Consider the following 20,779-nt stretch of genomic DNA (forward strand, 5'->3'; position numbering starts at 1 on the left):
CCCTCTGCAACAGACTCCATCGCTGGAGTATCATCCAAGTCATCCGCAATCTAATCCGTTAAAAGGATTGACTCCGCGGATCTTTTTTACCCACTGTGGGCTCTATTGGTTGTAACACCGTTTTCCCGATAGTCAAGGTGACCGGGCAGTCGGAGTTGAAAACGTGGACAACCGCCCCCACCACTGTATTTGCACAACTGACGAACCTTTCTTTCCATGCATGCAATCAGCCAGATTCGACTAACATTCAATCAGGATCGCCCGCTTCTCCAAAAGGATCTTCCAGAGGAGCACGACGACGATTCGGCAGGCGTTGCTGTTCAGGAAGCAAAGCCTGCGTTACAGGCGCCGCCGATGTACAAGGTGGTTTTGTTCAACGATGACTACACACCGATGGATTTCGTCGTCGAAGTGCTCGAGGTGTTTTTTAACCTGAATCGCGAGCTGGCGACCAAGGTCATGCTGGCCGTCCACACAGAAGGACGGGCAGTATGTGGAGTGTTTACCCGCGACATCGCCGAGACAAAGGCCATGCAGGTCAACCAGTACGCCAGGGAAAGCCAGCATCCGCTACTCTGTGAAATCGAGAAGGACGGTTAATCGCCGACCACTTGGGTATGAGGTGAAGCTATGTTAAACCGCGAGCTCGAAGTCACCCTCAATCTAGCCTTCAAGGAGGCTCGTTCGAAACGTCATGAATTCATGACCGTCGAACACCTTTTGCTGGCCCTATTGGACAATGAGGCTGCCGCCACCGTTTTGCGTGCCTGCGGCGCAAACCTCGACAAACTCAAGCACGACCTGCAGGAGTTCATCGACTCCACCACGCCATTGATCCCCGTTCATGACGAAGATCGCGAAACCCAGCCAACCCTGGGCTTCCAGCGTGTACTGCAACGTGCTGTTTTCCACGTACAGAGCTCGGGCAAACGCGAAGTAACCGGCGCCAACGTGCTGGTTGCCATCTTCAGTGAGCAAGAGAGTCAGGCAGTGTTCCTGCTGAAACAGCAGAGCGTTGCGCGCATCGATGTCGTCAATTACATCGCACACGGCATTTCCAAAGTGCCGGGGCATGGCGATCACTCTGAAGGTGAACAAGATATGCAGGACGACGAGGGCGGTGAGTCTTCTTCTTCAGGCAATCCTCTGGATGCTTATGCCAGCAACCTCAACGAACTCGCGCGTCAGGGTCGAATAGATCCGCTGGTCGGCCGTGAGTCGGAAGTCGAGCGTGTCGCGCAGATTCTTGCGCGTCGGCGCAAAAACAATCCGCTGCTGGTCGGTGAAGCAGGCGTGGGTAAAACCGCGATTGCCGAAGGCCTGGCCAAGCGCATTGTCGACAACCAGGTTCCGGATCTGTTGGCCAACAGCGTTGTTTACTCCCTCGACCTCGGTGCTCTGCTCGCGGGCACCAAGTATCGCGGTGATTTCGAGAAGCGCTTCAAGGCGCTGCTCAATGAACTGAAAAAACGTCCGCAGGCGATCCTGTTCATTGACGAGATCCACACCATCATTGGTGCCGGCGCTGCGTCGGGTGGCGTGATGGATGCCTCGAACCTGCTCAAACCGCTGCTGTCGTCTGGCGACATTCGCTGCATCGGCTCGACCACGTTCCAGGAATTCCGCGGTATCTTCGAGAAGGACCGTGCCTTGGCGCGGCGCTTCCAGAAAGTCGACGTCGTCGAGCCGTCGGTGGAAGACACCATCGGCATCTTGCGCGGGCTCAAGGGGCGTTTCGAGGCGCACCACAGCATCGAGTACAGCGATGAGTCGTTGCGCGCTGCCGCTGAGCTGGCGTCGCGTTACATCAATGACCGGCATATGCCCGACAAGGCCATTGATGTCATTGACGAGGCGGGCGCCTATCAGCGTCTGCAGCCAGTCGAGAAACGCGTCAAGCGTATCGAAGTGGCGCAGGTCGAAGACATCGTGGCGAAGATCGCGCGGATTCCACCTAAGCACGTCACCAGTTCCGACAAGGAGCTGCTGCGTAACCTGGAGCGTGATCTGAAGCTGACGGTGTTTGGTCAGGACGCGGCGATTGATTCGCTGTCGACTGCGATCAAGCTGTCCCGTGCCGGTCTCAAGTCGCCTGACAAGCCGGTCGGTTCGTTCCTGTTCGCAGGGCCTACCGGTGTCGGTAAAACCGAGGCTGCGCGGCAATTGGCCAAGGCGTTGGGGATCGAGCTGGTGCGCTTCGACATGTCCGAGTACATGGAGCGTCACACCGTATCGCGTCTGATCGGTGCGCCGCCAGGCTATGTCGGCTTCGATCAGGGTGGTCTGTTGACCGAAGCGATCACCAAGCAGCCGCACTGCGTACTGTTGCTCGATGAAATCGAGAAGGCGCATCCGGAAGTCTTCAACCTGCTGCTGCAGGTGATGGACCACGGCACGCTCACCGACAACAACGGGCGCAAGGCGGACTTCCGCAACGTGATCGTGATCATGACCACCAACGCAGGCGCCGAAACGGCCGCTCGTGCTTCGATCGGTTTCACCCATCAGGACCACTCGTCTGATGCGATGGAAGTGATCAAGAAGAGCTTCACGCCGGAATTCCGCAACCGTCTGGATACCATTATCCAGTTTGGTCGCCTCAGTCATGAGGTCATCAAAAGTGTGGTGGACAAGTTCCTCACCGAACTTCAGGCGCAGCTGGAAGACAAGCGTGTTCTGCTTGAGGTTACTGATGCGGCGCGTAGTTGGCTGGCGGCCGGTGGTTATGACTCGGCAATGGGCGCTCGCCCAATGGCGCGTCTGATCCAGGACAAGATCAAGCGTCCGCTGGCGGAGGAGATTCTGTTTGGCGAACTGGCCGAGCATGGCGGTGTGGTGCACATCGACATCAAGGATGGTGAGTTGACGTTTGACTTCGAGACTACCGCTGAGATGGCCTGACGGCCTGTTGTAAGTGAAAGGCGCCTTCGGGCGCCTTTTTGTTGTCTGGGGTTTTTGGGGGTTGGGTGTATATCCGTTGCTGCGGTAACGGCTTCTTAGGGTTCCGCCCTGACGGCCATCCCTTTCAAGGTCTTTTAGTTTTGGCAGCCTTGATTACTCTGTCCGTTGAAACATGCGCATGCACCGCCGTGCCTTGGACCCATGTCTTGGGCTTAGGCACTTTGGGGCCACGGGGGCTTTTCGCAACTTGTTTGGGTTGGATGTTGCTGGCCAGCTCTAGTAAGCGCTGGGCCAGTTTTTCCAGAGGAATGACGGGAAGATATTCCGAAGGCAGCGCAATCTGCATTCCCTCATAACCACTCCTGACCTGAACCGCCAAGTGATAGATCGAGGCTTCCCAGCCGTCAGGCTGGGTATCCCGGTGAGCTTGCTCGACGCTTCGTTTGAGGACGGCCAGGACGTTGTAGGCCAACACCGCAGTGGCGAACCCGAGTAAGGCAGCCTTTGGGCTGCCAAGAGTTTCGATTTCACTTTCCAGGATCGCTTCCAGTCGCTGGAACATGCCTTCAATGCTCCAGCGACGGCGATAGAGTTGCGCGATCTGCTGTGCGCTGACGCTTTGGGGTAGATTGCTCCAGAACATCAAGCTGCTGTCACCCGAGTCTGTTGGCGAATGAAGCGTCAGTTCGACACGCCGACATTGGTAACCGCCTCTGACCTGGATGATCTGCTCACGCACAGTGCCTGTTTCCACAGGCACGGGTTCTTGCCACTCACCCTCTTGAATCAGGCGTGGATGTTTGGCTTGCTGACGAATGACAAAGGATGTCTGGACCTGCTCACAAGCCTCCATGACCGGGAGCGTGCAATAGAGTCGATCAGCCAGCCACACTTGGCCTGGCTCGGCATTGGCCAGTAGAGGCAGCACGCAAACACGCTCGCTTGCGTAGGCATCCTCACACGCCTGAAGGTCGATGACCTGATCGAGATCGGGGTCGTAAACAACCACCGAAAAGCCAGGACGAGCGGCGCCTCGCTCATGGCGTAGAGCGCCCAGACGTTTCTCAGTGGAAGCCAAATGATTGCCGTCCACCACTCGAAGCTGCCAGCCCGGCAACGTTTTGGTGCAGCCCAGCTCCTTGATGGTCGGAGTCAGACGTTGCGCACAACCTGTGACCAGAGCGCGTAACAGCGCAGGTTCAGTACGACTGATCTTGTCGTAGAGGGCAGCCAAACTGACAGGAAGATCTTCCAGTTGCCGCGCGGCGGCGTGCAGGGATGGCTTCAAGCCCAATGAAACAAGGGACATCAGCTTGATGATGGTCGAGAACAGTAGCTCACGAGAATACTGCCGTTGCCGATGCTCTTCGAAGACCTGATCAATCCACTCAGGCGCAATGGCCTGCTCCAGCGCCAATTTGGCCATGACACTGGCAGGTGCTTTTTTCTCGAAACGCGCTAGAACATCGGCCCACATCGTTCGGGTCCTCCTGGCTGAAGTATCAGGGGATTTTACCTAAGACCTTGAAAGGGATGGCCCTGACGGCGGGTCACTTTTGGCAAACGCCCCAAAAGTAACCAAAAGGTCTGTGCCCTGACGTACGGCCCTCGCTGTGGCTCGGGTTCCTTCGCTGCGGGATTGATCCGGGCGCATCGCCTCCGGTTTGCTTCGCTGCACCTCCTCTCGATGTGTTTGGCTGCGCCAAACGGTCGCTGCGCTCCCATCCCCGGATCAATCCCTCCACTCAGCCTTCCGACGGGCTCTAAGATCAAGAGCGGTACTCGAGCTTGCGCTCATTGTGTTGAGTGGGGCGGCATGCGCCGCGTGCGGGGGTGTACTTATTTTCCTTTTGGAGCTGGCTTGCCAGCGATGGCGGCCTGACAGCCGACCAAGTTCTGACGGATGTACTCACTCCCACTGTGGGAGCTGGCTTGCCAGCGAAGGCGGCCTGACAGCCGACCAAGTTCTGACGGATGTACTCACTCCCACTGTGGGAGCTGGCTTGCCAGCGAAGGCGGCCTGACAGTCGACCAGGCTCTGGCGGTTGTACTCAACCCCACTGTGGGAGCGAGCCTGCTCGCGAAGGCGGCCTGACAGCCGACCAATCTCAGGCAGATGTAATCAACTTACCTTTAGGCGCTGCCGAAGGCTCGGGCCGCGATCGGACGATCTTTTGATCTTGCTTCGCGTCGCGAAGGCTTTTGACGTTGCTTTTGATCTCCAGGCCCATCGGCAGGCCGAGCGGAGGTGTTCATCCGGGGGGTAGGCGCGTAGCGCCGTGCGGCGCAGCCGCACACATCGAGAGGAGGTGCAGCGAAGCAAACCGTAGGCGATGCCCCCGGATGGACACCGTAGCGAGGGAACACTGAGCCTAAGCGAAGTGCCGTACGTCAGGGTAAAGCCTTTTGGGTTACCTTTTCGGCGTTTGGAAAAGGTGACCCGCCGTCAGGGCGGAACCCTAATCAGCAACACCCGCAGCAACGGATATACACCCGCAACCCAAAAAAACAAATCCCAGACAAACAAAAACGCCCGGCAAAGCCGGGCGTCTTGTATTGACTTGATTAACGAGCGCGGTAAGTGATCCGCCCTTTGCTCAAGTCATAGGGCGTCAGCTCGACGCGCACTTTGTCACCGGTAAGAATACGAATGTAGTTCTTGCGCATCTTGCCGGAAATATGCGCGGTTACGACGTGCCCATTTTCCAACTCCACACGAAACATGGTGTTGGGCAGGGTGTCGACGACAGTGCCTTCCATTTCGAAGCTGTCTTCTTTCGACATGCAGTAAAGCCCTCGGTATCCAATGAATGGCCCGGTGCAACTGCGCCAGGCAAAAGCGGCGTGCATTGTGCCCGAAAAATGGGGTTTACGCCAAGGGGTTTACGGCTTGGGTTTAGTTGAGGATGACCCAGCGCTGATTAATCAGCAATTCAATGGGGCGATATTGCGTCTTGTAGTTCATCTTTTTGCAGTTCTTGATCCAGTAGCCGAGGTATACCGCCTCAAGCCCGAGACGTTGGGCCTCGGCTATTTGCCAGAGGATGGCAAATCGGCCAAGGCTGCGGCGTTCTTCGGCCGGTTCGTAGAAGGTGTACACGGCTGACAGCCCGTTCGGCAGCAAATCGGTTACCGCCACGGCGAGCAACCGTCCGTCGAGTCGGAACTCGTAAAAGCGCGAGAAGGGCAGGTCACGCACCAGAAAAGTCGAGAATTGATCACGGCTCGGCGGATACATGTCGCCGTCGGCGTGGCGCTGTTCGATGTAGCGCTGGTACAGGTCGAAATACTCTTCGCTGAACTGGGGCTTGGCGGGGCGTACCTGCAAATCGGTATTGCGTTTGAAAATCCGTTTCTGCTGACGATTGGGAATGAATTGCGCTACCGGAATGCGCGCAGGCACACACGCATTGCAGTTCTGGCAATGGGGCCGATACAAATGGTCGCCGCTGCGACGAAAGCCCATTTCCGACAGGTCTGCGTAAACATGCACATCCATGGGCTGGCTCGGGTCGAGAAACAGGGTCGTGGCCTGCTCCTCGGGCAGATAACTGCAAGAGTGGGGCTGAGTGGCATAGAACTTCAAACGCGCCAACTCGGTCATGATCAACCCTCGGGATAAGCTGGTGAATTAAGTGTAAGCCACGCGCGCAAAAGTCGCTCAGCAAACCCAGGTGGCAAGATTGGGTTGATCCAGATGCCGGGCCAGATACTCGGCGAATTCGAGGCGCGGAATCGCCCGGGCGCCGAGACTGTGCAGGTGATCGGTCGGCATCTGGCAATCGATCAGCACGAAGCCCGAGGATTTCAGATGTTTTACCAATGTCGCAAAGCCGAACTTGGAGGCATTGTCGGCGCGGCTGAACATCGACTCACCGAAAAACAACTGTCCCATCGCCAGGCCGTACAGGCCACCAACCAGTTCACCCTGATCCCAGACCTCCACCGAATGGGCAAAGCCGCGTCGATGCAGCTCAACGTAGGCATCCTGCATGGCTTCTGTGATCCAGGTGCCATCGGCGTAGTCCCGTGGCGCGGCGCAGGCGCGGATTACTGCATCGAAGTCCTGGTCGAAGGTCACTTGGTAGCGCTGCTGGCGCAGCAGTTTTCCCAGGCTGCGCGAGACATGCAGTTCGTCGGGAAACAGCACGGTGCGAGGGTCAGGCGACCACCAGAGAATCGGCTGGCCTTCGGAAAACCACGGAAAGCAGCCATGGCGATAAGCCTGAATCAGACGATCAGCGGACAGGTCGCCACCCGCGGCGAGCAATCCGTTGGGGTCGCGCATGGCCTTTTCCAGTGGCGGAAAAGTCAGGGAGTTGCGTTGTAACCAAGTCAGCATGGCATCCAGGCTTGCAGAAGGGGAGGGCGGTGAGGGCGGTGCAGCCCGCGCTAAAGTGTGCCGTTAAATGACACGAATGTCGTGCCGATCCTGCGCGACGCAGGTCGTGTTGCAACTTGGCGAGCTCGACGCGGTCGTAAGCGAGCGCTGCGGGCTGGCCTGCAACCGGTCATCAACAGCTTCGCTACGTTCATCAAATACAGCTCATAAGCCTTTGTCACAAAAGGTAATGCATGCTCAAATTGCTTCGCAGGTTGTGTGCGCTTGGCTATGCTCAATGCTGGGCTTTGAAGCATGGCATCAGACGTACAAACCCGTACAATGCCGGGCTGTTACAGAATATTCGCTGGGCGTCGTGTTTATAGCGGTATTTATAAAATCGGCAGCACAGTGTTAAAAGTAGTCTCAGTTGTGCCCGTCAATTTTTTTACCTGCCTGGATTGGGCAGTTTTTTATCGTCATTCAATAGATGGACGCGCCTCGGGCGCAGGAAAAGTAGCGTTTTGAAGAAATCCACCGAAGCACCAAAAACAGTCGTTCCGCTCTGGCGTCAGCAATTGCACTACCGGCTCAAGGAAGGTGCATTGATCGCCATTGGCGCCTTGTGCCTGTTCCTGATGATGGCTTTGCTCACCTACGGCAAGGACGATCCGGGCTGGAGCCACAACAGCAAGATCGACGACGTACAGAATTTCGGCGGCCCGGCGGGCTCCTACAGCGCCGATATTCTGTTCATGGTGCTCGGTTACTTTGCTTATATCTTCCCGTTGCTGCTGGCGGTCAAGGCGTATCAGATCTTCCGCCAGCGCCACGAACCGTGGCAGTGGAGCGGCTGGCTGTTTTCCTGGCGCCTGATCGGTCTGGTGTTTCTGGTGCTGTCGGGTGCCGCGCTGGCACATATCCATTTCCACGCCGCCACCGGTCTGCCCGCTGGCGCCGGTGGTGCGCTGGGTGAAAGCCTTGGCGATCTGGCCAAGAATGCGCTCAACATTCAAGGCAGCACGCTGCTGTTCATTGCCCTGTTCCTGTTTGGCCTGACGGTGTTCACCGACCTGTCGTGGTTCAAGGTGATGGACATCACCGGCAAGATCACCCTCGACCTGTTCGAACTGTTCCAGGGCGCGCTCAATCGCTGGTGGTCGGCGCGTACCGAGCGCAAGCAACTGGTCGCGCAACTGCGGGAAGTCGATGATCGCGTCCACGACGTGGTCGCCCCGACCGTCACTGACAAGCGTGAGCAGGCCAAGGTCAAGGAGCGCCTGATCGAACGTGAGCAGGCGCTGAGCAAGCACATGTCCGACCGCGAGAAACAAGTGCCACCGGTCATCGCCCCGGCACCGGCCAAGGCGCCCGAGCCGAGCAAGCGTGTGCAGAAAGAGAAGCAGGCGCCGCTGTTCGTCGACAGTGCGGTGGAAGGCACCTTGCCGCCGATCTCGATTCTCGATCCTGCGGAAAAGAAACAACTCAATTACTCGCCGGAATCCCTGGCAGCGGTCGGCCACTTGCTGGAGATCAAGCTCAAGGAATTCGGCGTCGAAGTTACGGTGGATTCGATCCACCCAGGCCCGGTGATTACCCGTTACGAAATCCAGCCTGCCGCCGGGGTAAAAGTCAGCCGTATCGCCAACCTCGCGAAAGATCTCGCGCGCTCCCTGGCCGTGACCAGTGTGCGGGTGGTCGAAGTGATTCCGGGCAAGACCACGGTCGGTATCGAGATTCCGAACGAAGACCGGCAGATCGTGCGCTTCTCCGAAGTGCTGTCGACGCCTGAGTACGACAACTTCAAATCGCCGGTCACGTTGGCCCTGGGCCACGACATCGGCGGCAAACCGGTGATCACCGACCTGGCGAAGATGCCGCACTTGCTGGTGGCCGGTACGACCGGTTCCGGTAAGTCGGTGGGTGTGAACGCCATGATCCTGTCGATCCTGTTCAAGTCTGGCCCGGAAGACGCCAAACTGATCATGATCGACCCGAAGATGTTGGAACTGTCGATCTACGAAGGCATTCCGCACCTGCTGTGCCCGGTGGTGACCGACATGAAGGATGCCGCCAATGCCCTGCGCTGGAGCGTCGCCGAGATGGAGCGTCGCTACAAGCTGATGGCGAAGATGGGCGTGCGTAACCTGTCCGGCTTCAACGCCAAGGTCAAGGAAGCCCAGGACGCCGGCGAGCCGTTGAGCGATCCGCTGTACAAGCGCGAAAGCATTCACGACGAAGCGCCGCTGTTGCAGAAGCTGCCAACCATCGTTGTGGTCGTCGACGAATTCGCCGACATGATGATGATCGTCGGCAAGAAGGTTGAAGAACTGATCGCCCGTATCGCCCAGAAAGCGCGTGCGGCCGGTATTCACTTGATCCTGGCGACCCAGCGGCCGTCGGTGGACGTGATCACTGGTCTGATCAAGGCCAACATTCCGACCCGTATGGCGTTCCAGGTGTCGAGCAAGATCGACTCGCGAACCATCATCGACCAGGGCGGCGCCGAACAATTGCTCGGCCACGGTGACATGCTCTACATGCCGCCGGGCACCAGCCTGCCGATCCGGGTTCACGGCGCGTTCGTTTCCGACGATGAAGTCCACCGTGTGGTCGAAGCGTGGAAACTGCGCGGCGCACCGGAATACAACGACGACATCCTCAACGGTGTCGAAGAGGCGGGCAGTGGTTTTGAAGGCAGCAGCGGTGGCGGTGACGGTGATGATCCGGAAGCCGATGCGCTGTATGACGAAGCCGTACAGTTCGTGTTGGAAAGCCGTCGTGCCTCGATCTCCGCGGTGCAGCGCAAGCTGAAAATCGGCTACAACCGTGCCGCCCGGATGATCGAAGCCATGGAAATGGCCGGCGTCGTCACATCAATGAACACCAACGGTTCGCGTGAAGTTCTGGCCCCTGGCCCGGTACGCGACTGAGCCCAAAAGCAACAGGCGGGACAATGATGTCCCGCCGCTCTCCCACGAGTATTCAAGAGGACTCCCATGCGTCTTATCCGCATGCTGCTGCCAGTACTGGCTCTGACCACATTCACGGCCCACGCCGATGACAAGGACGTGGCTCGTCTGACCCAATTGCTGGAAACATCCAAGACCCTGAGTGCAAACTTCTCGCAGCTGACCCTCGACGGCAGCGGCACTCAGTTGCAGGAAACCACCGGTGACATGACCCTGCAGCGTCCGGGCCTGTTTTACTGGCACACCAATGCGCCGGCCGAACAGACCATGGTTTCCGATGGCAAAAAGGTCACCCTGTGGGATCCGGATCTGGAACAGGCGACCATCAAGAAGCTCGACGAGCGTCTGACCCAGACCCCGGCGCTGCTGCTGTCCGGTGACGTGTCGAAGATCAGCCAGAGCTTCGACATCAGCGCGAAAGAGGCGGGCGGCGTGATCGACTTCACCCTCAAGCCGAAAACCAAGGACACCCTGTTCGACAACCTGCGCCTGTCGTTCCGCAACGGTCTGCTTAATGACATGCAACTGATCGACAGCGTCGGCCAGCGCACCAACATCCTGTTCACCGGGGTGAAGGCCAACGAAGCCGTGCCGGCGTCGAAGTTCAAGTTCGACATCCCCAAAGGTGCCGACGTGATCCAGGAATAAGCTCCAAAACCCCTTGTGGGAGCGAGCCTGCTCGCGAAAGCGGTATATCAGTCACCTTCAATGTTGAATGACAAATTGCTTTCGCGAGCAAGCCCGCTCCCACAACGGCCATCTGATCGACCGGATTCAAATAGAGGTTTCAACGCTACGTGATGGATCTGTTTCGCAGTGCACCGATTGCCCAGCCACTGGCCGCGCGTTTGCGTGCGACCAATCTGGATGAGTACGTCGGTCAGGAGCACGTGCTCGCTCGCGGCAAGCCTCTGCGTGAGGCGCTGGAGCAGGGTGCCCTGCATTCGATGATCTTCTGGGGCCCGCCGGGCGTTGGCAAGACCACGTTGGCGCGGTTGCTTGCGGAAGTCTCGGATGCACACTTCGAAACGGTCTCGGCGGTCCTCGCCGGGGTCAAAGAGATCCGTCAGGCCGTTGAAATCGCCAAGCAGCAGGCCGGCCAGTACGGCAAGCGCACCATTTTGTTCGTCGATGAAGTGCACCGTTTCAACAAATCCCAGCAGGACGCGTTCCTGCCGTATGTCGAAGACGGCACGCTGATCTTCATCGGCGCCACTACCGAAAACCCTTCGTTCGAACTGAACAACGCGCTGTTGTCGCGGGCGCGCGTCTACGTGCTGAAAAGTCTCGACGAAGCAGCGCTGCGCAAATTGGTGCACCGCGCGCTCACCGAAGAGCGCGGTCTGGGCAAGCGCAACCTGACGCTGAACGACGAAGGCTTCCAGATGCTGCTGTCCGCCGCCGATGGCGATGGCCGGCGCCTGCTCAATCTGTTGGAAAACGCCTCCGATCTGGCCGAAGACGACAGCGAGATCGGCACCGAGCTGCTGCAAAGTCTGCTCGGCGACACGCGCCGGCGTTTCGACAAGGGCGGTGAAGCGTTCTACGACCAGATCTCCGCGCTGCACAAATCGGTACGCGGCTCCAACCCCGATGGCGCGTTGTACTGGTTCGCACGGATGATCGACGGCGGTTGCGATCCGCTGTACCTGGCCCGGCGCGTGGTGCGCATGGCCAGCGAAGACATCGGCAACGCCGACCCGCGCGCGCTGAGCCTGTGCCTGGCGGCGTGGGAAGTGCAGGAGCGCCTCGGCAGCCCGGAAGGCGAGTTGGCCGTGGCGCAGGCCATCACCTATCTGGCCTGCGCGCCGAAAAGCAACGCGGTGTACATGGGCTTCAAGAGCGCTTTGCGCGCCGCCGCGGAAAACGGCTCGCTGGAGGTGCCGCTGCACCTGCGCAACGCGCCGACCAAACTGATGAAACAATTGGGTTACGGCGACGAGTACCGCTACGCCCACGACGAGCCGGACGCCTACGCCGCCGGCGAAGACTATTTCCCGGAAGAGCTCGACCCGATCTCGTTCTACCAGCCAGTACCGCGAGGCCTGGAATTGAAGATCGGCGAGAAGCTCAACCACCTCGCTCAACTTGATCGTTTAAGCCCTCGGCAACGGAGAAAATAGTGCTTCCATTGATCATTGCGGTCTCCGCCGGCGGGGTTGCCGGCACCTTGTTGCGCTTCGCTACCGGCAATTGGGTCAACGCCAATTGGCCGCGGCACTTCTATACCGCGACGCTGGCCGTTAATATCGTGGGCTGTCTGCTGATTGGCGTGTTGTACGGCCTGTTTTTGATACGCCCGGAAGTGCCGATCGAGGTGCGTGCCGGGTTGATGGTCGGCTTCCTCGGGGGGCTGACGACTTTTTCATCCTTTTCACTGGATACGGTGCGCCTGCTGGAAAGCGGGCAAGTGTTGCTGGCCCTCGGCTATGCGGCACTCAGCGTATTCGGCGGGCTGCTCGCGACGTGGGCCGGCCTGTCCTTGACCAAACTTTGATAACGAGAAACCGACATGCTCGATTCTAAACTGTTACGTAGCAACCTTCAGGACGTAGCGGACCGCCTGGCTTCCCGTGGCTTTGCCCTGGATACCGCGCGCATCGAAGCGCTGGAAGAACAGCGCAAGACCGTCCAGACCCGCACCGAAGCACTGCAGGCTGAGCGTAACGCGCGTTCCAAATCCATCGGTCAGGCCAAGCAGCGCGGCGAAGACATCGCGCCGCTGATGGCGGACGTCGAGCGCATGGCGGGCGAGTTGAGCGCCGGTAAAGTCGAGCTGGACGCAATCCAGACTGAACTGGACTCGATCCTGCTCGGTATCCCGAACCTGCCACACGAATCCGTTCCGGTCGGCAAGGACGAAGACGACAACGTTGAAGTGCGCCGCTGGGGCACGCCGACCGCGTTCGACTTCGAAGTGAAAGACCACGTGGCGCTGGGCGAGAAGTTCGGCTGGCTGGACTTTGAAACCGCCGCCAAACTGTCCGGCGCGCGTTTCGCCCTGTTGCGTGGCCCGATCGCCCGTCTGCACCGCGCACTGGCGCAGTTCATGATCAACCTGCACGTCAACGAACACGGCTACGAAGAGGCGTACACGCCTTATCTGGTTCAGGCCCCGGCGCTGCAAGGCACCGGTCAACTGCCCAAGTTCGAAGAAGACCTGTTCAAGATCGCTCGCGAAGGCGAAGCCGATCTGTACCTGATCCCGACCGCCGAAGTGTCGCTGACCAACATCGTCGCTGGCGAAATCGTCGATTCGAAACTGCTGCCGATCAAGTTCGTTGCGCACACGCCGTGCTTTCGCAGTGAAGCCGGCGCGTCGGGTCGTGACACTCGCGGCATGATCCGTCAGCACCAGTTCGACAAGGTTGAAATGGTTCAGATCGTTGAGCCGTCGACCTCGATGGAAGCGCTGGAAGGCCTGACCGCCAACGCCGAAAAAGTTCTGCAACTGCTTGGCCTGCCTTACCGCACCCTGGCGCTGTGTACCGGCGACATGGGCTTCGGCGCGGTCAAGACTTACGACCTCGAAGTGTGGATCCCGAGCCAGGACAAATACCGCGAAATCTCGTCGTGCTCCAACTGCGGCGACTTCCAGGCCCGCCGTATGCAGGCGCGCTTCCGTAACCCGGAAACCGGCAAGCCTGAGCTGGTACACACCTTGAACGGTTCCGGCCTGGCGGTCGGTCGTACCTTGGTTGCGGTGCTGGAAAACTACCAGCAGGCCGACGGTTCGATCCGTGTGCCGGACGTGCTGAAGCCGTACATGGGTGGCCTTGAGGTTATCGGCTAAATGAAATATCTGCCGCTGTTTCACAACCTGCGCGGCAGTCGTGTGTTGGTCGTCGGTGGGGGGGAAATTGCCTTGCGCAAATCCCGCCTGCTGGCCGATGCCGGTGCGCTGCTGCGGGTGGTCGCACCTGAAATCGAAACGCAACTGCGTGAGTTGGTTGTCGCCAGTGATGGCGAGTGCCTGTTGCGCGGTTACGTTGAGGCGGATATGGACGGTTGCGTGCTGATCATCGCCGCCACCGACGACGAAACGCTTAACGCACAAGTTTCCACCGACGCCCATCGGCGTTGTGTGCCGGTCAACGTGGTCGACGCACCTGCCCTGTGCAGCGTGATCTTCCCGGCGATCGTCGATCGCTCGCCACTGATCGTCGCGATCTCCAGCGGCGGCGATGCGCCGGTGCTGGCGCGATTGATTCGCGCCAAGATCGAAACCTGGATTCCCTCGACCTACGGCCAACTGGCCGGTCTCGCCGCGCGTTTCCGTAATCAGGTGAAAAGCCTGTTTCCGGATGTGCAGCAGCGTCGCGGTTTTTGGGAAGACGTGTTTCAAGGGCCGATTGCCGATCGGCAACTGGCCGGGCAGGGCGCCGAAGCTGAGCGCCTGTTGCAGGCGAAGATTGATGGCGAAGCCGACATCACCACGGGTGAGGTGTATCTGGTGGGAGCAGGGCCGGGTGACCCGGATCTGCTGACCTTCCGTGCGCTGCGTCTGATGCAGCAGGCCGATGTGGTGCTGTACGACCGTTTGGTCGCGCCGGCCATTCTTGATCTGTGCCGTCGCGATGCCGAGCGGGTTTACGTCGGCAAGCGTCGCGCTGAGCATGCGGTGCCGCAGGATCAGATCAACCAGCAACTGGTCGATCTGGCCAAGGCCGGCAAGCGTGTGGTGCGCTTGAAGGGCGGTGATCCGTTTATCTTCGGCCGTGGCGGCGAAGAGATCGAAGAGCTGGCTGCCCACGGCATTCCCTTCCAGGTGGTGCCAGGCATCACGGCGGCGAGCGGTTGTGCGGCGTATGCCGGGATTCCGCTGACTCATCGTGATTACGCGCAGTCAGTGCGCTTTGTCACCGGGCACTTGAAGGACGGTTCCACCGATCTGCCATGGGCCGACCTCGTCTCTCCGGCGCAGACGCTGGTGTTCTACATGGGCCTGGTCGGATTGCCGGTGATCTGCGAGCAGTTGATCAAGCATGGTCGTGCGGCGGATACCCCGGCGGCGTTGATTCAGCAGGGCACCACGGTCAACCAGCGGGTCTTCACCGGCACGCTGGCCGATTTGCCGAAGATGGTGGCGGAGCATGAAGTGCATGCGCCGACACTGGTGATCATTGGCGAAGTGGTGCAACTGCGCGAGAAGCTGGCGTGGTTCGAAGGGGCTCAGGCGCAGGTCTGAGAACCGAGTTGCCCCATTCGCGAGCAGGCTCGCTCCCACATTGGATCTGTGTCATTCACAAATCCCCTGTGGGAGCGAGCCTGCTCGCGAAGAGGCCTTCAAAAACGCTGAGTAACTCAGCCCCGGCGCCAAATCCCTTTCCCAGCCAACCGCGTCCGATCATGCGCCGCAGTGAAATCCTGCTCCGGCCCCTTCGGCACAACCCCCGTCGGATTGATGGTCTTGTGGCTGCCGTAGTAGTGATTTTTGATGTGCTGGAAATCCACCGTTTCGGCAATCCCCGGCCACTGATACAGCTCGCGCAACCAGTTCGACAGATTCGGATAATCGGCAATCCGCCGCAGGTTGCACTTGAAGTGCCCGTGATACACGGCATCGAAGCGAATCATTGTGGTGAACAGGCGCACATCCGCTTCAGTCAGGTATTCACCACTCAGATAACGGTTGGCACCCAGCACCCGCTCCAAGTGATCGAGTTCGGCAAACACCTCGTCGAACGCTTCTTCATAAGCCTGTTGCGACGTCGCGAACCCGGCGCGATACACGCCATTGTTCACCGCCGGGTAAATCCGTTCATTCAGAGCATCGATCTCGCCACGCAGCGCAGCCGGGTAGAAGTCCAGATCATTGCCAGTCAGATCATCGAACGCACTGTTGAACATGCGGATGATCTCCGCCGATTCGTTGCTGACAATGCGCTTTAGCTTTTTGTCCCACAGCACCGGTACGGTGACGCGACCGGTGTAGTCGGGCGTGTCGGCGGTGTAGCGCTGGTGCATGAAATTGAAGTGGTCGAGCTTGTCGCCGGTGGAGCCGAGCGTCGTGTCGAAGGTCCAGCCGTTTTCCAGCATCAACCAACTGACCACCGAAACGTCGATCAGACGTTCCAGACCTTTGAGTTTGCGCAGGATCAGCGTGCGATGCGCCCATGGACAGGCGAGCGAAACGTAGAGGTGATAGCGCCCGGCCTCGGCGGCAAAACCGCCTTCACCGCTCGGACCAGGCTGGCCGTCGGCGGTGACCCAGTTGCGTCGTTGCGCCTGTTCGCGCTGGAACGCGCCGTCCTTGCTGCTCTCGTACCACTTGTCCTGCCAGTGGCCATCAACGAGTAAACCCATGTTCAAGACTCCTGAAACCAATAAGCGTTGGAGTCGAGTCTATTCGCATGAGTTCGAACAAAAAGCGCAAAGATCGGGCGTGAATGATCGGTTAAATCGATTTGTCTCGTGCGGCCCAATACTGCTCGGCGGTGTCGAACGCTTGGTCGCGGCTTTGGCCAAGGCCTCGCAGCGCCAACGCCATCGTCGAGATCAAGGCCATTTGCGGGTAGCTGTCGACCACTTCTCCGCGCCACACCGCTTTCAAATGCTCGACGTCCAGCGAGGCCGGTTTGACGTGGCGCTGGGCTGACAATTGCGGCCATTCCTCGTCCCAGCTCTCGCCGCCGCTGGTGCCATAGAGATGGCTGTCGGCATCCGGGTTGATCTCGATTTCGCCGCCATCGCCCTTGACCACAATCGCCGTGTCGCCGAGCAAACCGCTGGCATCACGGTGTACGGCTTGGTAACCGGGGTGGAAGATGCTTTGCAGGCCGCAGCGCGCACCCAGTGGATTGAGAATCCGTGCCAGCGAGTGGATCGGTGAGCGCAGCCCCATGGTGTTGCGCAGATCAATCATCTTTTGCAGTTGTGGCGCCCAGTCCATCAATGGCATGAACGCCAAGCCTCCGTTATCCAGCGCCGTGCCGACTTGCTGCCAGTTACGGCACAACGGGATGCTCAGCTCGCCCAGCAGTTGCTCGGTGTACAACCGCCCGGCGGTGTGTGCGCCGCCGCCATGCATGAAGATGCGTACGCCGTTCTGCGCCAGGCACTTGGCTGCCAGCAGATACCAAGGCAAATGGCGTTTCTTGCCGGCGTAGGTCGGCCAGTCCAGGTCGACGTTCAGCGCTGGCGCCTGCAACCGCTCGCGCAGGGCCTCGGTGAAACCGGCCATTTCTTCGGCGCTTTCTTCTTTATGCCGCAGCAACATCAGAAACGCGCCGAGCTGGGTGTCTTCGACCTTGTCGTCGAGCACCATGCCCATGGCTTCGCGAGCTTCTTCGCGGGTCAGATCGCGCGCTCCGCGCTTGCCCTTGCCAAGAATCCGTACGAACTGAGCGAACGGGTGCTCGGCAGGTGTTTCGAGGGTCAGCGCTGGATAGTCAGTCATAAGCAATTCGTCGGTTTGGGCAGGCCCGCCAGTTTTGCGGCGAGTTTGGCAGGGGTGCCTTTGAACAGTCGGTTCAGGTGCAGGCTATTGCCTTTTTCGGGGCCAAGTTTCAGCGCGGTGTATTTAATCAACGGCCGGGTCGCCGGCGACAGCTGGAATTCTGCATAGAAGCTGCGCAGCAGTTCGAGGACTTCCCAGTGTTCCGGGGTCAGCTCGATGTCCTCAGCGGCGGCGAGGGCGCTGGCGACCTCGCGTGACCAGTCGCTGAGGTCGACCAGAAAGCCATCCTTATCCAGTTCGATGGCGCGGGCGCCGACGGTCATCGAATTCATAGCCAGCTGTTGACCTTGTCGTGGTGGATCGACAGTTCGATAAAGGCCGGATAGTCGATGGCTTGGGCCCAGTCTGGAGTCTCTACGGCGCGGGCTTGTGCATCTTCCGCCAACACGAACAGTTTTACCTGTCCGGTTTGCAGCGCGGCGAACGGCGCGGTGCCCGGTTGCAAGGCATATACCGCGTCGCCACAGAGCAGCAAGGCGTCGGCACTGCCGATCACGCGCAGGCAACTGGTCAGGCGATCGTCGCCAAACGGGGAATGAGACAACACATGCAAAGTCGACATCAGAGGGTGATCACCTGGTCGTAACGGTCAATAAGGGCGGTGATTTGCTCGGCGGCGAGCGGTTGCGCTTCGTCCAGCGACAGCGTGTTCAGGCCACGGCTGGTGGCGCTGTCGGTGCAATAAAACAGCTCTTCAACGCCGAACATTGGCAGCGCTTGCAGGTTGGCGCTCAGGTCTTTCTGTTGCAGGGCCTTGGCATTTTGCCCGGCGGCCAGTTGCAGCACGCCGTCATCGAGAAACAGCAGACCGATCGGCAGATCGAAGGCACCGCCGGCCAGTACGATGTCCAGCGCTTCGCGGGCGCCGGGGCCGGACCATGGCGATTGGCGGCTGATGATCAACAGGGATCTGGCCATTTCACGCGCCTCCGAAACAGATCAGGCGGTCAGCGTCTTGTACCGCGTCATGCAACTGGCCGAGGCCGGACAATTCCCACGGTGCGCTGACGGACACGGCGTCACGCTGATAGCGCTTGGCTTCTTCGTCATTCAACACACCACGGCGCAGGGCTGCAGCGATGCACACCACGCCGTCGAGGTTCTGCTCGCTGATGAAAGCGCGCCATTGCTTGGGCAAGTCCAGTTCGTCTTGCGGCGTAACTACCGCATCGGAGGCGTTGTAGACGCCGTCCTGATAGAAAAACAACCGGACAATCTCATGCCCACCGGCCAGTGCAGCCTGCGCAAACAGCAGGGCACGGCGCGAGGAGGGCGCATGAGCGGCGGAAAACAGCGCGATGGCAAACTTCATGACGGACTCGGTCAGCAAAACTGCGGCCATGATAAAGCTTTATCGAGGCAGCCGCGAAACCCAAGTTGCTTCTGGCTATAACCCTGTAGGAGCTGTCGAGTGAAACGAGGCTGCGATCTTTTGATTTTGCTTTTTAAAAACAAGATCAAAAGATCGTCCGATCGCGGCCCGAACGTGCCGCAGCTCCTGCAGGGGCATCGTGTTTCAACGGGGCATGTAGCCGAGTTGCCAGCGTCGCGGAATGGCCAGTGACAGCGCACCTACTGTCGCCGCGAGCAGCCCGCTGACGAACATCGCCTTGAGCCCCAAATGGTGTTCCAGCACCGCGCCAAGAATCGCGCCGATGAACATCCCGCTCCACGGCACCAGTTGCACGCGCCAGCCGCTGCGCCGCTCGCCGAGCATCCACCGGCCCAGTCCACGACCAAACCGCGACAACGCCCCGGTGACATAGGTCAGCCCGACCGGCAGACCATTCACCTCTTCGACCGACGCATTGAGCATGCCCATGGCGATGATCGCCGCCAGCAGTGCCGGCAGTTGCGAGTCAAACGGCCAGGCTGCCGCGGCGCAGAGCAGGGTGGCGATGCACAGCAGCAGCGGCAGCGCCCGTCGTCCGCCGAGGCGCGCGACAAGCACGCCCAGGGCATTGCCGACAATAAAAGTCGCGACAAGAATCACCAGACGCACGGTCAGCCCGAGATCGCCATCACTGATCGCCACTGCCAGCCGCGTGGTGTTGCCACTCATGAACGAGACGAAGTCGCCGCTGGCCATGAAACCGATGGCGTCGGTCATTCCGGCCAGCACCGACAGGCTGGCCACCAGCGCCAGCCCCACGCGGCCACGCCATTTCTGCGTGTACAGATGGCCGGGACTGGCGCGGTGAGTCGAGGCGGAAGGCAGCATCGTCAATTGTTTCCTTGAGCGGCGGTTACGGTTCTATTCCATACAGGTCGCAATACTCCAGCCACTCCATGCCGGCCATTTCCGCTACTTCGCGGTGCACCTCAAGACGCTGGGCCTGATATTCCTCAGGCGAATCGGCCGTCAGTTTCAAAGTCAGTTCCCAAGCAAACAACCCGAGGCTTTCTGCCTCCTCCTCAAAGGCTTCGTGCAGGCGTTCTTCGCGATACTGCGCCTGGGTTTCACCCTTGGCTTGGGCCAACAGCGGATTGAGATGATCAAGCGTTTCGCGCAATTCGGGGCGTTGATCGAGAAACAGTTGCAGAGCGTGTTCATGTCGCTGATCGGTAGGCGCCATGGGTTTTCCTTGTGAGGCTGATGACCTTAGGTTGCCGCAGCGGCCTGCGCGTGTCGCGCTATAAATGCAGTAAAGCAGAACGATTACTGCTGCTGCGGTGATACAGTCCGCTTTTTTCTGAATGAGCCAATGCAATGCGAATTCTGATGGTGGCGCTGGCCGCGACGGTGCTGGCCGGTTGCGCGGGTTCGGTGATGGACGATGCTCGCACTAAAACTCCCTACAAAACCCTGACCTCGGACAAGCCTGAGAAAGTCGTCGCCCAGTGCGTGCAATTCGCGTGGCAGGACGAAGCAGTGTTCGGCGTGGATGCCGGGGCTTATCTGCAACCGGGCAAGAAGGGCGGTTCGACGGTCTACACGCGTTCGGCGGAGTCGTTTGTCGATGTCAGCACGCAGGCGTCGGGCACGGCGTTGAGTTACTACGCGCAGAAGGACGATTTCGTGGCCAAGCGTCGTTTGGCGGCGTTGGCGACTTGCCTTTGATGATGTGTTGAGGCGGCTTGCGTCTTCGCGAGCAGGCTCGCTCCCACAGCAATGCATTTCAAGGT

21 protein-coding genes are annotated in these 20,779 nt (G+C 59.4%); 9 read left to right on the plus strand and 12 right to left on the minus strand.

Annotated elements, in window-relative coordinates; all coding sequences use genetic code 11:
* Positions 1-216: 216 nt before the first annotated feature.
* Together clpS and clpA are read left to right on the plus strand one after the other, a co-directional pair.
* Positions 217-600 carry an ATP-dependent Clp protease adapter ClpS gene (gene clpS, locus ATI02_RS06055; protein WP_016987405.1) on the plus strand — a complete coding sequence of 128 codons (384 nt, stop codon included), beginning with the start codon at positions 217-219 and terminating at the stop codon, positions 598-600.
* Positions 601-630: 30 nt separating this feature from the next.
* The gene (gene clpA, locus ATI02_RS06060) at positions 631-2,901 is read left to right on the plus strand and encodes an ATP-dependent Clp protease ATP-binding subunit ClpA (protein ID WP_095189681.1); all 2,271 of its coding nucleotides are present in this window, start codon (positions 631-633) and stop codon (positions 2,899-2,901) included.
* A 124-nt stretch (positions 2,902-3,025) separates the two neighbouring features.
* Here the strand turns inward: clpA and ATI02_RS06065 are convergent, their stop codons facing one another.
* The 4 genes from ATI02_RS06065 to aat form a co-directional block, all read right to left on the minus strand.
* The gene (locus tag ATI02_RS06065) at positions 3,026-4,327 is read right to left on the minus strand and encodes an IS4 family transposase (protein ID WP_100848404.1); all 1,302 of its coding nucleotides are present in this window, start codon (positions 4,325-4,327) and stop codon (positions 3,026-3,028) included.
* Positions 4,328-5,466: 1,139 nt separating this feature from the next.
* A complete protein-coding gene (gene infA / locus ATI02_RS06070) occupies positions 5,467-5,685 on the minus strand; it encodes a translation initiation factor IF-1 (RefSeq protein ID WP_002553999.1) in 219 nt (72 codons plus the stop codon).
* 112 nt (positions 5,686-5,797) lie between these two features.
* The gene (locus ATI02_RS06075) at positions 5,798-6,505 is read right to left on the minus strand and encodes an arginyltransferase (protein ID WP_095189682.1); all 708 of its coding nucleotides are present in this window, start codon (positions 6,503-6,505) and stop codon (positions 5,798-5,800) included.
* A 57-nt stretch (positions 6,506-6,562) separates the two neighbouring features.
* Positions 6,563-7,243: a leucyl/phenylalanyl-tRNA--protein transferase gene (gene aat, locus ATI02_RS06080; protein ID WP_100845740.1), complete on the minus strand. Its 681-nt coding sequence runs from the start codon at positions 7,241-7,243 to the stop codon at positions 6,563-6,565.
* A 503-nt stretch (positions 7,244-7,746) separates the two neighbouring features.
* Here aat and ATI02_RS06085 point away from each other — a divergent pair.
* The 6 genes from ATI02_RS06085 to cysG all read left to right on the plus strand — a co-directional run bounded on the left by ATI02_RS06085 (position 7,747) and on the right by cysG (position 15,382).
* Positions 7,747-10,155 (plus strand): DNA translocase FtsK, encoded by a 2,409-nt coding sequence (locus tag ATI02_RS06085; protein WP_095189684.1) that lies wholly within the window; start codon positions 7,747-7,749, stop codon positions 10,153-10,155.
* 66 nt (positions 10,156-10,221) lie between these two features.
* On the plus strand, positions 10,222-10,842 hold the full coding sequence (lolA, locus tag ATI02_RS06090) for an outer membrane lipoprotein periplasmic chaperone LolA (RefSeq protein WP_095189685.1): 621 nt from the start codon (positions 10,222-10,224) through the stop codon (positions 10,840-10,842).
* 152 nt (positions 10,843-10,994) lie between these two features.
* Entirely contained in the window at positions 10,995-12,317 is a 1,323-nt protein-coding gene (locus tag ATI02_RS06095) for a replication-associated recombination protein A (RefSeq protein ID WP_095189686.1), read from the plus strand.
* Positions 12,317-12,691, plus strand: a complete 375-nt coding sequence (crcB, locus tag ATI02_RS06100) for a fluoride efflux transporter CrcB (protein ID WP_095189687.1) — start codon at positions 12,317-12,319, stop codon at positions 12,689-12,691. The genes ATI02_RS06095 and crcB overlap by 1 nt, the downstream gene beginning before the upstream one ends.
* A gap of 15 nt (positions 12,692-12,706) precedes the next feature.
* A complete protein-coding gene (gene serS, locus ATI02_RS06105) occupies positions 12,707-13,987 on the plus strand; it encodes a serine--tRNA ligase (RefSeq protein ID WP_095189688.1) in 1,281 nt (426 codons plus the stop codon).
* Positions 13,988-15,382, plus strand: a complete 1,395-nt coding sequence (gene cysG, locus ATI02_RS06110) for a siroheme synthase CysG (protein WP_100845741.1) — start codon at positions 13,988-13,990, stop codon at positions 15,380-15,382.
* 116 nt (positions 15,383-15,498) lie between these two features.
* Here cysG and ATI02_RS06120 read toward each other — a convergent pair whose 3' ends face one another.
* The 8 genes from ATI02_RS06120 to ATI02_RS06155 form a co-directional block, all read right to left on the minus strand.
* Positions 15,499-16,500, minus strand: coding sequence for a glutathione S-transferase family protein (locus ATI02_RS06120; RefSeq protein ID WP_100845742.1), 1,002 nt, complete (start codon positions 16,498-16,500; stop codon positions 15,499-15,501).
* A 91-nt stretch (positions 16,501-16,591) separates the two neighbouring features.
* Positions 16,592-17,593, minus strand: a complete 1,002-nt coding sequence (locus tag ATI02_RS06125) for a glycosyl transferase family protein (protein WP_100845743.1) — start codon at positions 17,591-17,593, stop codon at positions 16,592-16,594.
* Complete coding sequence (locus ATI02_RS06130; protein WP_100845744.1) at positions 17,590-17,925, minus strand: TusE/DsrC/DsvC family sulfur relay protein; 336 nt, start codon at positions 17,923-17,925, stop codon at positions 17,590-17,592. Before ATI02_RS06130 ends, ATI02_RS06125 begins: the two co-directional genes overlap by 4 nt.
* On the minus strand, positions 17,922-18,215 hold the full coding sequence (gene tusB / locus ATI02_RS06135) for a sulfurtransferase complex subunit TusB (RefSeq protein ID WP_100845745.1): 294 nt from the start codon (positions 18,213-18,215) through the stop codon (positions 17,922-17,924). The genes ATI02_RS06130 and tusB overlap by 4 nt, the downstream gene beginning before the upstream one ends.
* Positions 18,215-18,571: a sulfurtransferase complex subunit TusC gene (gene tusC / locus ATI02_RS06140; RefSeq protein ID WP_100845746.1), complete on the minus strand. Its 357-nt coding sequence runs from the start codon at positions 18,569-18,571 to the stop codon at positions 18,215-18,217. Before tusC ends, tusB begins: the two co-directional genes overlap by 1 nt.
* Before the next feature lies 1 nt (position 18,572).
* Positions 18,573-18,965, minus strand: coding sequence for a sulfurtransferase complex subunit TusD (gene tusD / locus ATI02_RS06145; RefSeq protein ID WP_100848432.1), 393 nt, complete (start codon positions 18,963-18,965; stop codon positions 18,573-18,575).
* Between the two features lie 204 nt (positions 18,966-19,169).
* Positions 19,170-19,874: a YoaK family protein gene (locus tag ATI02_RS06150; protein ID WP_100845747.1), complete on the minus strand. Its 705-nt coding sequence runs from the start codon at positions 19,872-19,874 to the stop codon at positions 19,170-19,172.
* A 25-nt stretch (positions 19,875-19,899) separates the two neighbouring features.
* A complete protein-coding gene (locus ATI02_RS06155) occupies positions 19,900-20,229 on the minus strand; it encodes a DUF6388 family protein (RefSeq protein ID WP_100848433.1) in 330 nt (109 codons plus the stop codon).
* A gap of 134 nt (positions 20,230-20,363) precedes the next feature.
* Here ATI02_RS06155 and ATI02_RS06160 point away from each other — a divergent pair, with 134 nt between their 5' ends.
* Positions 20,364-20,714 (plus strand): hypothetical protein, encoded by a 351-nt coding sequence (locus ATI02_RS06160; protein WP_100845748.1) that lies wholly within the window; start codon positions 20,364-20,366, stop codon positions 20,712-20,714.
* The last annotated feature ends 65 nt before the right edge of the window (positions 20,715-20,779 follow it).

Source organism: Pseudomonas baetica (assembly GCF_002813455.1).
GTDB lineage: Bacteria > Pseudomonadota > Gammaproteobacteria > Pseudomonadales > Pseudomonadaceae > Aquipseudomonas > Aquipseudomonas baetica.

What these genes read in the sequence shown, in the direction of transcription:
- clpS (WP_016987405.1), top strand. Translation starts at nt 217, where the DNA reads ATGCATGCAATCAGCCAGATTCGACTAACATTCAATCAGGATCGCCCG.
- cysG (WP_100845741.1), top strand. Translation starts at nt 13,988, where the DNA reads ATGAAATATCTGCCGCTGTTTCACAACCTGCGCGGCAGTCGTGTGTTG.
- clpA (WP_095189681.1), top strand. Translation starts at nt 631, where the DNA reads ATGTTAAACCGCGAGCTCGAAGTCACCCTCAATCTAGCCTTCAAGGAG.
- serS (WP_095189688.1), top strand. Translation starts at nt 12,707, where the DNA reads ATGCTCGATTCTAAACTGTTACGTAGCAACCTTCAGGACGTAGCGGAC.
- aat (WP_100845740.1), bottom strand. Translation starts at nt 7,243, where the DNA reads ATGCTGACTTGGTTACAACGCAACTCCCTGACTTTTCCGCCACTGGAA.
- ATI02_RS06160 (WP_100845748.1), top strand. Translation starts at nt 20,364, where the DNA reads ATGCGAATTCTGATGGTGGCGCTGGCCGCGACGGTGCTGGCCGGTTGC.
- ATI02_RS06075 (WP_095189682.1), bottom strand. Translation starts at nt 6,505, where the DNA reads ATGACCGAGTTGGCGCGTTTGAAGTTCTATGCCACTCAGCCCCACTCT.
- infA (WP_002553999.1), bottom strand. Translation starts at nt 5,685, where the DNA reads ATGTCGAAAGAAGACAGCTTCGAAATGGAAGGCACTGTCGTCGACACC.
- ATI02_RS06130 (WP_100845744.1), bottom strand. Translation starts at nt 17,925, where the DNA reads ATGAATTCGATGACCGTCGGCGCCCGCGCCATCGAACTGGATAAGGAT.
- tusC (WP_100845746.1), bottom strand. Translation starts at nt 18,571, where the DNA reads ATGGCCAGATCCCTGTTGATCATCAGCCGCCAATCGCCATGGTCCGGC.
- tusD (WP_100848432.1), bottom strand. Translation starts at nt 18,965, where the DNA reads ATGAAGTTTGCCATCGCGCTGTTTTCCGCCGCTCATGCGCCCTCCTCG.
- lolA (WP_095189685.1), top strand. Translation starts at nt 10,222, where the DNA reads ATGCGTCTTATCCGCATGCTGCTGCCAGTACTGGCTCTGACCACATTC.
- ATI02_RS06120 (WP_100845742.1), bottom strand. Translation starts at nt 16,500, where the DNA reads ATGGGTTTACTCGTTGATGGCCACTGGCAGGACAAGTGGTACGAGAGC.
- ATI02_RS06150 (WP_100845747.1), bottom strand. Translation starts at nt 19,874, where the DNA reads ATGCTGCCTTCCGCCTCGACTCACCGCGCCAGTCCCGGCCATCTGTAC.
- ATI02_RS06095 (WP_095189686.1), top strand. Translation starts at nt 10,995, where the DNA reads ATGGATCTGTTTCGCAGTGCACCGATTGCCCAGCCACTGGCCGCGCGT.
- tusB (WP_100845745.1), bottom strand. Translation starts at nt 18,215, where the DNA reads ATGTCGACTTTGCATGTGTTGTCTCATTCCCCGTTTGGCGACGATCGC.
- ATI02_RS06125 (WP_100845743.1), bottom strand. Translation starts at nt 17,593, where the DNA reads ATGACTGACTATCCAGCGCTGACCCTCGAAACACCTGCCGAGCACCCG.
- ATI02_RS06065 (WP_100848404.1), bottom strand. Translation starts at nt 4,327, where the DNA reads ATGGCCAAATTGGCGCTGGAGCAGGCCATTGCGCCTGAGTGGATTGAT.
- ATI02_RS06155 (WP_100848433.1), bottom strand. Translation starts at nt 20,229, where the DNA reads ATGGCGCCTACCGATCAGCGACATGAACACGCTCTGCAACTGTTTCTC.